General features: G+C 40.2%; 12 protein-coding genes. 7 read left to right on the top strand and 5 right to left on the bottom strand.

Translation table 11 applies throughout. From position 1 onward, the window contains the following. Positions 1–21: 21 nt before the first annotated feature. The 4 genes from EHO59_RS03435 to EHO59_RS03420 are packed head-to-tail and all read right to left on the bottom strand — an operon-like array spanning position 22 to position 3,890. Positions 22–897, bottom strand: coding sequence for a ParB/RepB/Spo0J family partition protein (locus EHO59_RS03435; protein ID WP_135584758.1), 876 nt, complete (start codon positions 895–897; stop codon positions 22–24). 3 nt (positions 898–900) lie between these two features. Continuing rightward, positions 901–1,662 (bottom strand): ParA family protein, encoded by a 762-nt coding sequence (locus EHO59_RS03430; RefSeq protein ID WP_135584756.1) that lies wholly within the window; start codon positions 1,660–1,662, stop codon positions 901–903. Beyond that, positions 1,637–2,428 carry an RsmG family class I SAM-dependent methyltransferase gene (locus EHO59_RS03425; protein WP_135584754.1) on the bottom strand — a complete coding sequence of 264 codons (792 nt, stop codon included), beginning with the start codon at positions 2,426–2,428 and terminating at the stop codon, positions 1,637–1,639. Before EHO59_RS03425 ends, EHO59_RS03430 begins: the two co-directional genes overlap by 26 nt. Before the next feature lies 1 nt (position 2,429). After that, positions 2,430–3,890, bottom strand: coding sequence for a M20/M25/M40 family metallo-hydrolase (locus tag EHO59_RS03420; protein ID WP_135584752.1), 1,461 nt, complete (start codon positions 3,888–3,890; stop codon positions 2,430–2,432). 434 nt (positions 3,891–4,324) lie between these two features. On the opposite strand from EHO59_RS03420, the gene EHO59_RS03415 reads away from it, so the two are divergent. Beyond that, positions 4,325–4,984, top strand: a complete 660-nt coding sequence (locus EHO59_RS03415) for a hypothetical protein (RefSeq protein WP_246052633.1) — start codon at positions 4,325–4,327, stop codon at positions 4,982–4,984. 791 nt (positions 4,985–5,775) lie between these two features. Here the strand turns inward: EHO59_RS03415 and mnmG are convergent. After that, a complete protein-coding gene (mnmG, locus tag EHO59_RS03410) occupies positions 5,776–7,662 on the bottom strand; it encodes a tRNA uridine-5-carboxymethylaminomethyl(34) synthesis enzyme MnmG (RefSeq protein ID WP_135584748.1) in 1,887 nt (628 codons plus the stop codon). 112 nt (positions 7,663–7,774) lie between these two features. Between mnmG and EHO59_RS03405 the strand changes: the two genes are divergently transcribed. From EHO59_RS03405 to EHO59_RS03380, 6 genes are all read left to right on the top strand, one after another. After that, positions 7,775–8,698 (top strand): branched-chain amino acid transaminase, encoded by a 924-nt coding sequence (locus EHO59_RS03405; RefSeq protein WP_135584746.1) that lies wholly within the window; start codon positions 7,775–7,777, stop codon positions 8,696–8,698. An 18-nt stretch (positions 8,699–8,716) separates the two neighbouring features. Further along, the gene (locus tag EHO59_RS03400; RefSeq protein ID WP_135584744.1) at positions 8,717–9,664 is read left to right on the top strand and encodes a hypothetical protein; all 948 of its coding nucleotides are present in this window, start codon (positions 8,717–8,719) and stop codon (positions 9,662–9,664) included. Between the two features lie 316 nt (positions 9,665–9,980). Further along, the gene (gene dnaA / locus EHO59_RS03395) at positions 9,981–11,288 is read left to right on the top strand and encodes a chromosomal replication initiator protein DnaA (protein WP_135584742.1); all 1,308 of its coding nucleotides are present in this window, start codon (positions 9,981–9,983) and stop codon (positions 11,286–11,288) included. Between the two features lie 327 nt (positions 11,289–11,615). Continuing rightward, a complete protein-coding gene (gene dnaN / locus EHO59_RS03390; protein ID WP_135584740.1) occupies positions 11,616–12,737 on the top strand; it encodes a DNA polymerase III subunit beta in 1,122 nt (373 codons plus the stop codon). A gap of 11 nt (positions 12,738–12,748) precedes the next feature. Further along, positions 12,749–13,846 (top strand): DNA replication/repair protein RecF, encoded by a 1,098-nt coding sequence (recF, locus tag EHO59_RS03385; RefSeq protein ID WP_135584738.1) that lies wholly within the window; start codon positions 12,749–12,751, stop codon positions 13,844–13,846. Continuing rightward, entirely contained in the window at positions 13,843–14,304 is a 462-nt protein-coding gene (locus EHO59_RS03380) for a DciA family protein (protein WP_135584736.1), read from the top strand. The genes recF and EHO59_RS03380 overlap by 4 nt, the downstream gene beginning before the upstream one ends. Positions 14,305–14,389: the final 85 nt, after the last annotated feature.

The following is a 14,389-nucleotide window of genomic DNA, read 5'->3' as shown; positions in this document are numbered from 1 at the left end:
AGGATCGGAGTTTTTAAAGGACTATAAGCCCAATGCATCTAGGACTTTTTGTAGGGCATCCAAACTTGGATAGGCAATGCTAAGCTTTCCTTTTCCGGAAGAAGAATTATGAGAGATATCCACTTTCATAGAATACTTTCTGCGAAACTTATTCTCCAACTCTACTATATCCACTTCTTTACGTTTGGATTTTTTCTTCTCTTTTACAGGAGCATCTTCGGTAAGATTCGCTACAATATCTTCGACCTGACGAACAGTTAATCCCTTCTCCGCAATTTGATATGCGAGTTGTTCGGATTTTTTTCGATCAGCAATCGCAAGAAGAGGACGTGCATGTCCCTCTGAGATCCTTCCATTCTTAACCAAGTCCATTACGGAATCAGGCAATTGCAAAAGACGGATCAAATTGGAAACAGTGGCTCGATTCTTTCCGACTCGAGCGGCAATATCAGTGATCTTCAGTCCTGATTTTTCAGAAAGAGTTTTGTAAGCTAAAGCTTCCTCAATCGGATTCAAATTCTCTCTTTGGATATTCTCGATGAGAGCCATTTCCAAAGTTTGATTTGCATTCGCTTTCTTAACTACGACAGGGATCTTTACAAAGCCCGCAATTTTACAGGCTCTATATCTTCTCTCTCCGGCAATGATCTCATAACCGGAACCAGTATCTTTTACGACGATAGGTTGGATTACACCGTGAGCCTTAATGGTCTCTGCAAGCTCGCGCAAAGATTCTTCGTTAAATGTTCTACGAGGTTGATCAGGGTTCGGACGAATCTCAGAGAGTTTGATCTCTCTAAGGGAACCTTCCCCACCTGCTTCTTTGAATGACTTGTCTTCGGAAACGGGGATTAAATTCCCCAGCCCTCTACCGAGAGCCTTAGGCTTCGCACTCATAAATTAATTCTTCCCGGCGACTTCTAGAGCCAGGCTTCTATAACTCTGAGCGCCAATCCCTTCCGGATCATAGGAAAGAATGGACTTACCGAAAGAAGGAGCTTCCGAAAGTTTGATGTTTCTAGGAATAACAGTAGTATATACTTTTTCTTTAAAATAAGACTTCACGTCTTCGGCGACTTGCTGAGCCAGATTCGTTCTCTTATCGAACATAGTAAGAAGAACTCCTTCCAGCTCAAGAGCAGGATTCAATTTCTCCTGAACTAAGGAAATGATCTTCATCAATTGAGTCAGACCTTCGAGCGCAAAGTATTCTGTTTGCAATGTGATCATCACACTGTCTGCAGCAGACAAAGCGTTGATCGTGAGTATTCCAAGAGAAGGGGGACAGTCGATCAGTATATAATCGTATTCGGTTCTTAGTTCACCGATAGCCGATTTCAATCTGAACTCACGATTCTCTTCTCCCAAAAGGTCAGCTTCTGCACCGGACAAGTTGATATTGGAAGGAATGATATGTAGATTTTCAACTTCCGTTCTTTTGATGCATTCAGCAGCGGAAGATTCTCCGATCAAAAGTTCGTAGGAAGTGTTCTGGATGGTATTGATCTCGAGACCTAAACCGGAGCCTGAGTTTCCTTGCGGGTCAAAATCCACGATCAGTACTTTCTTACCGATCGCAGCTAGGTTTGCCGCGAGGTTAATGGACGTTGTTGTTTTGCCTACACCGCCCTTTTGGTTACTGATGGATACGATCTTTCCCATAGAATTCTTTGCTCTCCTTTTCGAGGAGCTTCCAAGCTCTAGGGATACCTTGCCTTGTCGATCCGGCCTTTTTCAAGAACTTAATATGTCGCATGCCTAAAAATTCAAGTTCAGACAAGAAGATGGTCTTTTCAACTTTGAAGCCACTATCACTTAAGATCTTTCTCTCAATCTTTGCATTGAATTCGTCTTTGCCAATGAATGGGACATAATAACCATCTTTAACAATGCATCTAGATAAGACTTCAGCACTCCAAGGATAAGGCACAAACCCTCTAGAAACACCCAAATCCCAGTTTGTTTTCCAGTCCTCTGCACGGGAAAATTGAAATTCAACGCCATCAATCCCATTCTCTTTTGCAAACGATTCAGTATGAGAGAGCTTTCTTCTTTGCGAATCTAATAGAACCACCTTAGGTCTTTCTGATTCAATCAAACAACGAAAGAAGAAGCCGGGAATACCAGGTCCTGTTCCTGCGTCTCCCACCTTCATCTTGTTAAACGATCCAATCTCTTTATGAATTCGATAAATATGAAAGACAGACTCAAGAATATGACGATCTAAGATCTCGTTTGTGTCTCTTTTGGAGAAGAAGCCGCCCGCCTCGTTCTTCTCCTTTAAAAAAGATAGAAACAAAGAGACCAACTCCCAATCGAACAATGAAAGAATACTATTCGCATCTTTCGGAAACCTAAATCGAACTGCGGATTGTATCCCATCTTTATCATGATCGAATATAGGAAGATTGGTCTCTGTTTCTTTCATTCTACTTTTGGATTTGATGATTGTATTCTATGACAGACTTGAATATGATTTCTATTCCAGTCTTCAACTGACCGACAGTCATACTCTCATTCTTACCATGAATCCCATCTATCTCTTCCGAGGAAAGTAAAGCTGGGATCAGTCCATAGCATTTCAAACCGATCTGTCTCATGTAGGAACTGTCTGTAGTTCCTGGAGAAAGAAAAGGAGCCGCGATCGATCCTGGCTCAACTGCAGTCGCAACTCCAGCGAGTACTCGGAAGAGTAATCCATCCATTGGAGAGATGGTTCCTGATTCTAAATGTCTCGCGCTTACTTCTACTCCGTGCTTAGCACCTATAGCCTTTACTTCTTCTAAGATCTTTTTCTCATCCTGACCAGGTAAGATCCTAATATCAAGTGAAGCAGAAGTTTCAGATGTGATCACGTTAATGCCTACTGGATGACTATCAACTCCTGTGATGCTTACTGTATTGCGAGTCATAGCACGTAGATGTCTGTTGGAATTGATCACACCTTTTAAGATCAGGAACAACAAAGGATTTCTAGATCTCTTCAACACAAACGAATTCGGAAAAGGACTGATGCCACCTAAAGCGTAAAAGAAAGCTGCAGTCTCATCCTTGATCATCGTTTTGTTTCCAAGGCTTTGTACATCTTGCAAAAAATCCACCATCGACTTTGCAGCGTAAGATACAGGAGGAGTACTACCATGACCTGAATTTGCCTTCGCCTTAATGTCCAACCACACGGCTCCCTTCTCCGCATGTTGAATATTGAATACTTTAGAACCTTGGATCGCAATGTCTCGTGAACCTGTACCACCTTCGTTCAAAACATATTCATATCCGTTAAATATCTCTCTATGCTTCTCCAGCAAGAAGCGAGTTCCATGAATGGATCTACTCTCTTCATCAGCGACTGCTAGAAACATAAGATTTCTTTCTAATGGTATCTTCTTCTCATGAACTAAAAGAAAAGCGTACAACTCCATGATGCCAAGACCCTTAACATCGACCGCGCCTCTTCCATAGATACGATCTCCTTTTCTAATTCCAGCGAAAGGAGGTTGTTCCCACTCTTTTGCATCCGCCTCGACAACATCGATATGATTCGTAAGTATTAATCCTTCTTTGCTTGGATCCTTACCTTTCATCTCCGCAAGAATGGAAACTCGATCAGGCTTGCCTGGGTATTCAAACAATTTAGAAGGAATGCCTCTCTTATCTAAGATAGATTTCAAGAAGAGAGCTCCTTCTCTTTCTCTATTTCTTACTGTCGCGATGCGAATGTAAGCTTGCAGATCTTTTGCAGCTTCTTCACTCAATGCAGAGTAATCAATATCAGGAGCTTTGCTAGTAGGAGTGATTGGATTGATCCCTCTTTCGGTAAAGCCAATCGTATATAGAATGAAAATCGCAAGAAGGGCAGCCAGAGCGATTCCTATTTTTTTGAGGGACATAGTTCCTCTCCACGTATCTATTTTTTATAATCGGATTTCAAATCGTTACTCGTATCGTAGTTCGAACGAGCTAAGGCATTCGGCTTAGAGGTCCGTTGAAAATTATTCTCTCTTTTAACTTCGGCAAGGAGTTTTCCTTTTCGATAAGATTACTCGTGATATAATTTATATAGACCAGTTGGGATTCGGCTCTCTTAAAGATGAAGTTCCAAGAATCGTTCAGATATCTAAAAAGAATTAAAAGGAAATCCCTTACTATAGTTCCCACTAACTCAAGAGAATACGGTCCTAAATTCCGCAAAAAGACTCTTAACATTTTCTGCAAATAGTCGATGTCTAGTATGAGGTCCTTCATGTTTAGGCTAGTTTTTCTTATTTCACTTTTACTTTCCGTTACCTCCATTCACTCATTCACTCCTGGAAAGTGGTCACATATGGATCGAGTAGTTCTCGGCTTTGAAAAAGGCGGCCCATCTCAAGAGGTCGTGAAAGATTCTAAAGGAAAGATCATTTATTCAGCTAAGTATGAGTATGATGAATCTGGAAAATTAGTAAGAGAGAATTACACAGGCTCCGACGGGAAGCCGGATGGTTATACCAAGTTTACTTATAAAGATGGAAGAGTTGCTAGAGAAGAACTCTATAATAAAGAAGGAATCAATCTAGAAGTAAAAGTATTTCAATACGATAATTCTGGAACCTTATCTGTAGTTGAGTTATTAGATCAGACAGGAAAGCTCATCTTAAAGTGCAACATCTCTTCTTGGGGAGAGAATGGACTCATCAAAGAAGCGCATACAGAATGGGCTGACACAAAGCTCACTGAAAGATTTCATATAGTAAAAGACCCGAACAAGCCGGGGCTCTTTCAACAGAATATATACAACGAAGATAAACAACAAGCTGCCTCTACCGTCCTAACTTTTGATGAGAAAGGAAAACTTCTAAGTAGAATGAATGTGCAAGGGGCCAACGAGAGAATGAACCGACTTCTTTGGGATAAGAACAATCGACTTCAACAATTCACTTACTTGATCAAGCAAGGAGATACTTGGGCAGTTGAAAAGACCCACGAGTTAGTCTACGGAAAATAGTCTAGCGTTTCATGTGAAACGTCGGGAGAAGATCCTAGCTCTCGGCGTTTCAAAGCAAAAGCTCTTTCGATTTTATTTATCTTCTCCCTTCCCCACTTCAATTTCACACTTCAAGCGTAGAGCTCTTGCTCTCTTCTAAAAGATCGCAATATTATTAGTTGAATAAGCTTACATCTAGGAGTCTTCCTATGACTCCCGCTCATACAATTGAACTCTTCTAGCTCAGCTTCTTCTGTTCGTAGTAAGATAACAACAGCATCGTTCCGAGCGAGGCGAGTTCTAAGAGTGTGGATGTGCTACTATTCTTCGCAACACTCAAATCTTTCTTACTAAGGCAGTAGCGTTTCATGTGAAACGTTCAGATCTAGATTTGCGCCTAATTATCCGGAGTAGCTCTTGTGCTTTTCTATTCTGTAAGAAGTTTTCTCAACTTAGAATGCACAGATATTCCAGAACGTTTCACGTGAAACGGAACGATGAATTGTTTGATTTTAGTTATTTTAGATGTAGGAACTTTTGCTTTGTGGGAACTTAAGAGTTCCCACATGGATCTTGTGATTTTTTGGAGCTTGTGTGATCGGGAATTTTATGATAGAGAGCTACGGGTACCACCGCACCGGCCCCTTTCGCAGCGACAACAGGAGCGAGAAAACGACCTCCAAAGGAGAGTCGGTGATCGAGCATAAGCGAGATCAAACGAGTGATAAGCTTCAATAATCAAACTCAGTTAAAATCGAAAACTTAAAATAAACTTACACATGTAGCCTGGCCCAATGAGGGCGGGGCTCACCTCAAACTGGGCTTGGCTTTCTTCCCTTAATATAAAAAAGCAACATATCAATATCACTCGGATCAACACCTGAGATTTGAGATGCCTTCTCTAAATTTAAAGGGCGATGCTTCGTTAATTTTTGGATCGCTTCCTTCTTAATACCTGGGACAAGCGCGTAGTCAATGGACTCAGGAATTGGAGTAGTAAGATAACGATTTTTCCAATCGATCGTATCTTGCTCTCTCTTAATATAGCCTTCGTACTTGATCTCCATCTCGATCACTTTGCAATCTTGCTCGCTCAGACTTTCCGATTCAGGAAGAAGGAAACGAATATCTTGGAAAGTTATCTCTGGTCTTTTCAAGAAGGAGTCAAGCTTGGCTCCGTACTTCAAAGATTGAATTCCTTTTCTTTCAAGTAGTGCTTCGAACTCGGGAAGAGGTTTGAGAGGAACAGATTGGATCTTCTCTTTTACTTCCGAGATCTTGCGATAGCGATTCGTCATCTCGGAGAATGTTTCTTCTGAGATGAGACCCATTTTATATCCGTACTTCATTAATCTTTGGTCCGCGTTATCTTGGCGAAGAAGAAGACGATGTTCTGCACGAGAGGTAAACATTCTATATGGATCCTCTACCCCTTTGTGCACTAGATCATCTACTAGAACTCCGATATAAGATTCACCGCGAGAGAACAACATCGGCTCCTCGCCTCGCAAAGAAGAAAGAACACTATAAGCAGCAACCAAACCTTGGGCTGCAGCTTCTTCATAACCAGTTGTTCCATTGATCTGGCCTGCATGATACAGACCTTTGATCTTCTTAGTTTCCAGAGTCGGCTTTAACTCTGTCGGATCTACATAGTCGTACTCAATTGCATAACCTGGTCTTAGTATCTCTGCATTTTCAAGACCAGCAATAGAACGAACTAATCTCCATTGCACTTCTTCAGGTAAGCTAGTAGAGACTCCATTCAAATAGACCTCTTGCGTTTCGTAACCTTCCGGCTCTAAGAAAATCTGATGTCTTTCTCTATCAGCAAAGCGAACAATCTTATCTTCAATAGAAGGACAATAACGAGGACCGGTGGACTTGATCTGACCGGAATACATCGGAGAAAGATGAATGTTCTCATTGATGATCTGATGAGTTTTTTCATTTGTATAAGTGATGTAGCAAGGGATCTGCTTTCGAGTGATCTTCTTAGTTGAAAAAGAGAAAGGAGAAGGATCCGAATCACCCTCCTGCAAACTCATCACAGATATATCGACGGAGTTCATGTGAATACGAGGAGGTGTTCCTGTTTTCAACCTTCCTAATTTCAAATTATATTTTGCTAAGGAATGAGAGAGACCTTTCACAGTCGGCTCGCCAAAGCGTCCGTTCTCTTTCTGAAAAGTTCCTATATGAACAATGGAAGATAAAAATGTGCCGGTAGTTAGGATCACATGGTTCGTGAAGATTTCAAATCCTCTGCCAGTGCGAATTCCTACTATCTTATCATCTTCAATGATCAGATCTTCCACAGTATCTTGTCTGATAGAAAGATTCTGTATGGACTCCAAGGTATGTTTTACTTTGAGCTGGTATTCTTTCTTCTCCGCTTGTGCGCGAGGGGCCCAGACACTAGGACCTTTGGATGTATTCAACATTTTGAATTGAATACCTGTTGCATCGATGACCTTACCCATAAGTCCACCAAGTGCATCGACTTCTCGGACCATATGTCCTTTTGCAATTCCTCCGATAGCCGGGTTGCAAGACATTTGCCCGATCGTATCTAGGTTCATTGTGATCAGAAGAGTTTTCGCACCGCCGATAGATGAGACATAGGCTGCTTCGGAGCCTGCATGACCCGCACCAACTACAACACAATCAAAGCGATTCGGAAAAAAAGAAGAGCTCATTACATCCTTTCGACTCTTGGACAAGCTCGAATGATTAGTCGATCATTAGTCGACAATAGAGCCTATCCTTAGAATCATGTAATACATAGTATCACTTTCAGGTTCCCTGTACATGCCCGAATCCATCAAGAAACTCTCTTACTTCGAAGGAAAAATAGTCCCAGAGTCAGAAGCGAATATCAATATCAAAACTCATGCTCTTCAATACGGAACAACCGTCTTCGGTGGTATTCGTGGTTACTACGATGACAAGAGTGATAACCTCTATGTCTTTCGCATCTTAGATCATTATAAAAGATTAGTGAACTCTACTCGAATCATGCAGTTGCAATTCACAAAATCTCCAGAAGAACTCAGAGACATAACGATCGAACTTCTTAAGCAATCAGGTTATAAAAGGAATGTTTATCTCAGACCATTTATTTATACCTCTGCTCTTCAATTGTCTCCGAGGTTCCACGATGTTCCTACTGAACTTGCTATCTATGTTCTTGAGTTGGATGATTACTTAGACACAAAGCGTGGTCTTACCACTATGGTTTCAAGTTGGAGAAGGTTCGACGATACTGTCATCCCTACTCTTTCTAAAGTTTCCGGCGGTTATGTGAACTCAGCTCTCGCAAAATCCGAAGCAGTTCAAAACGGATATGACGAAGCAATCTTTCTAGATGGAAGAGGTTTCGTAAGTGAAGGCTCTGCCGAAAATATTTTCTTAGTGAGAGATGGTAAGATCATCACTCCTTCTATCTCTTCTTCTTTGTTGGAAGGAATTACTAGACGTTCCGTTCTCCAACTTGCAAAAGACTTCGGATACGAAGTCATCGAAAGAGATATTACTCGAAGCGAACTTTATATCGCGGATGAGATCTTTTTCTCGGGAACGGGAGTGCAGATCGCTTGGGTAAGTGAAGTAGATAGGAGAAAAATCGGAACCGGAGAAATGGGACCGATCACAAAGAAACTACAATCAACTTTCTTTGATCTGGTGGTCGGAAAGAATCCGAATTATAAACACTGGTTGACTCCTATTTATTAATCTCTAATAAAAGAGACTATGTCTTCCGCATTCGGGATCGATGAAATCCAAGGACAAGAGAGAGCTTTAGTATTCTTAAAAAAATACAGCTCTCAACCGGAGCTATTGCCTCCCCTTCTTATCTTTCACGGTCCCGAAGGAACAGGAAAAGAATCAGCAGTCGAAAGATTTATCCGACATGTTCTCTGCATCGAAGGGACTTCCTGTGGGCATTGCGTTTCCTGTCGTGCATTCATGCATCAATCCCATCCTGATATCGTTTGGTTTCCTTTAGAAAAGAATAAACAGATCTCAATAGGTAAAGAGGATAACCCAGAGGAGTTCACGATCCGATGGTTGATACGCACCAGGCTCTATTATAGACCTCATCTCTCTAAAGTAAGATTCATAGTCATACCTGATGCTTCCCTCATAGGCAATGAAGCAGAGACCGCATTATTAAAATCCTTAGAAGAAGCTCCGGCTTTTACAAGATTCATCTTTATAGTAACCAATTTGGATCAGCTTAAGGAAACAATCATCAGCCGAGCAGTATGCATTCCTTTCGGATACTTACCTCAATCCATCATCAAAGATTTGCATTATAAGAATTCCTTAACATACTTACCTGCTCAGGGAGGAAGTATGGATCCTTTTGATTGTCCTCCCCAAGTCCTAGAACAAATCTCACAAAGAATTGGCGGAAACCTTCGGCAACCATTGGATTATCTTCGTTTGGAAGAATGGATCCTTGGCTACAAAGAAGAACATGCAGATTGGAAAGAAGATTTTTCCTTCAAAGATTTTCTGGACCTAGTCGGTTTGCTTCTATTACAAGAGTATTCGCGATCTGATTTCGAAGCTAATCTTCCTAAAATGGAAGCAGTCTTTCGATTCAAAGAGAAATTGCACGAAAAGATACATGGACAAGAGAACATCTCGCTCTCTTTACTGATTCACGAGCTTTCCTTGCTCGAGCAGAAGTAATAACTTTTGTCAGATTTAGTTTATATTCCTTCACTTAACTTCGCATAACAATCGTTAATCATTATAAAAACTTACTAAAATAAGTAAGAGACATAATGATTTATCTATCACCAATCCTATTTGTTTTTCCTCATGTTTCTTCTTTGATTTCCGAATTTTCATTTGTAGGTGACCGACTGAAGAAAAATAGTGTAATCTCGTCGAACGGTCTTCCGGATCGTTTTCCTATTCAGTTCTATCTATCTTCCGAGACAAAATGGTAATCGATTATCGATTTGTCATCGTTGCGTTTTGAATTTTTTATTTGGAGTGTTCCTTGGACCCTAGCTGGCAACGTGTATTAGAGGAAGTCTCCAAAGAAATTCCTCCTACTTACTTTGATAAGTTTATACATACATTGCAATTAGAGAGTCTTACGGACGATCGTTGTATACTTATAGCTCCTTCTTCAAATATCAAAACACATGTAGAGAAGAAGTACCAAAATTATATCGAAGAAGCTATCTTTCGCGCGAGTGGAAATAGAATACCAGTAGAGATTGTCTTAGAATCTCCTTCTAATTTAAATCAAGTCTTGAAGGAAAACTTCAAGGATCGTTCTTATTCTTTTAATCAAGATTATACTTTTGATAATTTCATAGTCGGAAGCACGAATCGGTTAGCCTTTAGTGCCGCTACAGAGTGTGTAAAAAATCCTGCAGAGATCAATCCTCTCTATCTATTCGGAAAAGTAGGTGTGGGTAAGACACATCTCCTTCATGCAATCGGTGCAGAGATTCTAAAGAGAGAGCCTTGGAAAACAGTCCATTATGTGGACATTAAATCATTTATGAGCGAGTTCTTATTCGCTCTTCAGTCCAGGGACTCTATCGAGTCTTTCAAAATTAAGTACCAATCTTATAACTGTCTTTTAATCGATGATATTCAGCTCTTAAACACTGGAGCGGAGAAAACCCAAGAGGAATTCTTCACTATTTTTAATTTCTTATTCGAGAGAAAGAGACAGATCGTCATCGCTTCGGATCGTCCCAGCTCTGAACTTCCTCTACATGACCGTTTGAAATCTCGCTTTGTAACCGGAGTCCAGGCAGATATCCAAGCTCCAGATAAAGAAACTCGTATTGGAATCCTGGAAAAAAACTGCCAAATCCTGAATCTAGGTCTTTCTACAGAACATATCGCTTTAATTGCCGACCTGATCGAAGATGATACCAGGGCATTGCTTGGAGCTTTGAACGATCTTGCTCTTCATAAGAGAGCGTTTTCTCATCTATTCTTCACAAGCTCAATGATAGAAGAGATCTTAAAGAACAGGATCTTTCGTAAAAAGAACTTCCAACTCAGCCAAGACAAGGTCATCGAACATATCTCTTCTCTATACCAATTGGATCCGAAAGAGGTCATGGGAAAAAGTCGCAAACCTGAATACGTTATTCCTCGCCATCTCTGCATGTATGTTTTGCATATTGGCTTTCGACTGAATAAAAGTCAGGTGGGCCGCATGTTCAGTAGCGAGCATACTACGGTAATTCATGGCGTTCGCAACATAGAGAAAAAGATCAAAGAAGATAAAGATTTTTCCATTAAAGTAGAAGAAATTCTAAATCGATTCCGCTTCCAATAAAAAACCCAATCTACAAGCCTCTAGTTTATACGACATAGAGCTGAATATAAGATGTAAATATCTAGTTCATTTTATATTCATAACATCTCAATAAGACATAACCCATAATTATTGTCCCTTATAATCAGCGAATTATGTTGTTAAGATAACAGATATACAGGAGTTTTTTCCGGTCCCTGGAAATTGTACTTTTCAATATAAATGCGACATATTTCCCTTATCTAAAGGATTATGCCTCTTATCTACATACTTACAGGTACAAGTACAACGACAGTACATATAAGAAATATATATCTATAACCATTCATTAATAATGGAGAAAGTAAATTGAAGATCAAAGTGAACACATCTGAATTTCTAAAAGCGATCCACGCTGTAGAAGGAGTTATCTCTGCTAGAGAAATTCGGTCCGTTCTTTCCAACTTAAAATTGGAGGCGGAAGATTCTTCCGTATCTATTTCTGCGACGGACCTAGAGATATCTATTAAAACATCATTAAATGCTGATATTGATAAACCGGGAAATATTTCCTTACCTGCAAAACAACTTTCCAGTATCTTCAAGACGATTCACTTCGAAGAAGCTTTGCTGTCTACCGAGAACTCTGATTCAGATTCCAGCATCACTTATATTACTGATGCTACAAAGAAGAACGACTATAAGAACAAACTGAATGGAATGGACGCAGAAGAGATTAAAACCATTCCTAAAGTGGATCCTTCTCTCATTTCTGATTTTCCTACTTCTATGTTTGCTGAGATGATCCGCAAGACTTCTTATGCGATCGCTCATGAGGATCAAAGATATATCTTTAACGGGCTTTTTATGGTTCCGAAAGGAGATAAGCTTGTCTTCGCAGTTACTGATGGAAGAAGACTTTGTAAGATTGAAAGACCTCTTGCTTCTTCTTTGAAATTCAAGGATTCGGTGATCATTCCTGCTAAGGCGATTAGAGAGATCTCTAAAATGATTGGAACTGCAGAAACCGGAAAGATCGGGATCATTGATAATCAAATCTACGTGAACGCGAATCAAATAGAGTTACTCTGTAAATTGATCGAAGGAAACTTCCCGAACTATGAACAGGTGATTCCTAAGAGTTCTAAATATAGTGCAGTGATTCCTAAAGAAGGATTCCAAATCTATTTGCGCCAAGCATTGATCGCTGCCGAAGAGCCTACTCGTCAGATTAGATTAACTTTTGCTAAAGGAAATCTGAACTTCTATGCGCAAACTCAAGGAGTGAACGAAGTCAGCATCAATATGCCGATCGAATACTCCGGCGAAGAGATTACTGTGGCGTTCAAAGGCGAATATCTTTCTGACGTATTTAAGTCTATCGATGATAATGAATTTAGAATAGAGTTTAGCGATTCTAGTTCTCCGGTAGTGTTTAAGGATCCTTCCGATCCTGACTTTATATCGGTCATCATGCCGATGAAAATATAAAAGAGAAAATCGTGTTTTTACGAAGCCTGAAGCTTCTCAACTTCAGAAACCACGAACAGATAAGCCTGGAGTTCCATTCCAGGCTTATTTTCTTTGTGGGTGAAAATGGAGAAGGTAAGACCAATCTTTTAGAAGCTATCTCTATGATCTCTTGGCTTAAAAGTTTTAGAGAATCAGAAGAGGCTAATTTAATCCGCTGGAACTCCGATGGATATTATATCAAAGGTGAAGCCGAAAGAGATCATAAGAAAGAGATCTACGAATTAGGTTTTTCTAAAAAACCGGTCAGTCGTCGAAAATTAAAATTCAATCAAGAAGAAGTAAAGAAAAGATCCGATTTAGTCGGAAAGTTCCTCAGCGTTTTGATGACTCCTTTGGACCTGATCATTGTAGAAGGTGGCCCGGTTGAAAGACGTAGGTTCTTGGATAGTTTGCTTTCTTCTTTAGATCCTTCTTATCTTGCGGATCTGATTGAATATAATAGAATTCTAAAGCAGCGAAACGCTCTTCTGAAAACAGGTTCTTCGGATGCAGGCTTATACGAGGTTTGGAATCAAAGATTGATCGATAAAGGAATTCTTCTCTTTCAAAAAAGAAAAGAATTCATTCTGGAATTCGATCCTATTTACCAAGAAAATCTAAAGAAACTAAGCGGTGGTAGGGATCAACTCATCTTGGAATATAAACCTAGCTTTCAAGACTTAGATGATTTCAAACAGACTCTTTCTCGGAATTTAGCCAGAGATAGAAAGCTAGGATATACTTCCGTTGGGATCCATAGAGATGACCTCTTTGTTGGAGAGAATGGTCGGGATATTATGGATTTTGCTTCCCAAGGCCAAAAAAGAAGCACGGTAATTTCTTTAAAGGCTGCGGCTTTCGAGTATTATCGAAGAAAATTGGGAAGAACTCCCATTCTTCTAATCGATGACGTGATCCGAGAATTGGATGTGAAAAGACGTGAATATTTTGTGGAACTCGTATTAAATTCAGGCCAAGCTTTTTTTACAACCACTGACTTAGAGGGAATTTCTGACTACGTCGGAAGATTGGAAGATGAGAAACAGATTTTCCTGGTTAAAAACGGTTTAGTGACGCCTCACCAATGAAGGAAGAATCCGGTTTAAATAAGATCAATACAGGAGAATTTAAGAAAGTCCTAGAAGAGTTAGGACTCTCTGAGGAAAATCTCTCTAACCGGATTGCAGTCCAAACCTTGAGTAAACGTTGGGCAGACATAATCGGTCCTATTTACGCAAATCATTCCGAGCCTTATTCCATACAAGGGGATGCACTCGTGATAGTAACTTCCCACACTGCATATAAACAAGAGATCTTATTCATGAGAAAAAGGATCTTAAGTTATTCTATACGTTATTTGGGAAAAGACATCATTCGAAAGATAGAAGTTCGGATCGGAAACCTCTCTCCTAAACAGGCAAAGCAACCCATTAAACCGGTCGATAAAACCGGGCTAGACGGCAAACAAGATCTAATCTCTCTCATCGAAAAAGAGACAGATCCTATCGCTAAAAAAAGACTTTTAGAACTGATTGAATTTCTTTAGCGAGGGTTATTCTTTCCGAAACTCTCACCGAATTTCCTTGCCTCCCTAGGGATTTCAGGAAAACTATTCCTAGATTCCGGAGGAC

The sequence above is a fragment of the Leptospira semungkisensis genome (assembly GCF_004770055.1).
Lineage (GTDB): Bacteria > Spirochaetota > Leptospiria > Leptospirales > Leptospiraceae > Leptospira_B > Leptospira_B semungkisensis.
Note: the sequence above shows the minus strand (reverse complement) of the source record. Positions and strands in the feature narration are given on the sequence as shown.

Bases quoted from the DNA above. Each gene is read 5' to 3' on its own strand.
- EHO59_RS03415 (WP_246052633.1), top strand. From the start codon at position 4,325: ATGGATCGAGTAGTTCTCGGCTTTGAAAAAGGCGGCCCATCTCAAGAG.
- EHO59_RS03430 (WP_135584756.1), bottom strand. From the start codon at position 1,662: ATGGGAAAGATCGTATCCATCAGTAACCAAAAGGGCGGTGTAGGCAAA.
- EHO59_RS03405 (WP_135584746.1), top strand. From the start codon at position 7,775: ATGCCCGAATCCATCAAGAAACTCTCTTACTTCGAAGGAAAAATAGTC.
- EHO59_RS03425 (WP_135584754.1), bottom strand. From the start codon at position 2,428: ATGAAAGAAACAGAGACCAATCTTCCTATATTCGATCATGATAAAGAT.
- EHO59_RS03435 (WP_135584758.1), bottom strand. From the start codon at position 897: ATGAGTGCGAAGCCTAAGGCTCTCGGTAGAGGGCTGGGGAATTTAATC.
- EHO59_RS03400 (WP_135584744.1), top strand. From the start codon at position 8,717: ATGTCTTCCGCATTCGGGATCGATGAAATCCAAGGACAAGAGAGAGCT.
- EHO59_RS03420 (WP_135584752.1), bottom strand. From the start codon at position 3,890: ATGTCCCTCAAAAAAATAGGAATCGCTCTGGCTGCCCTTCTTGCGATT.
- mnmG (WP_135584748.1), bottom strand. From the start codon at position 7,662: ATGAGCTCTTCTTTTTTTCCGAATCGCTTTGATTGTGTTGTAGTTGGT.
- EHO59_RS03380 (WP_135584736.1), top strand. From the start codon at position 13,843: ATGAAGGAAGAATCCGGTTTAAATAAGATCAATACAGGAGAATTTAAG.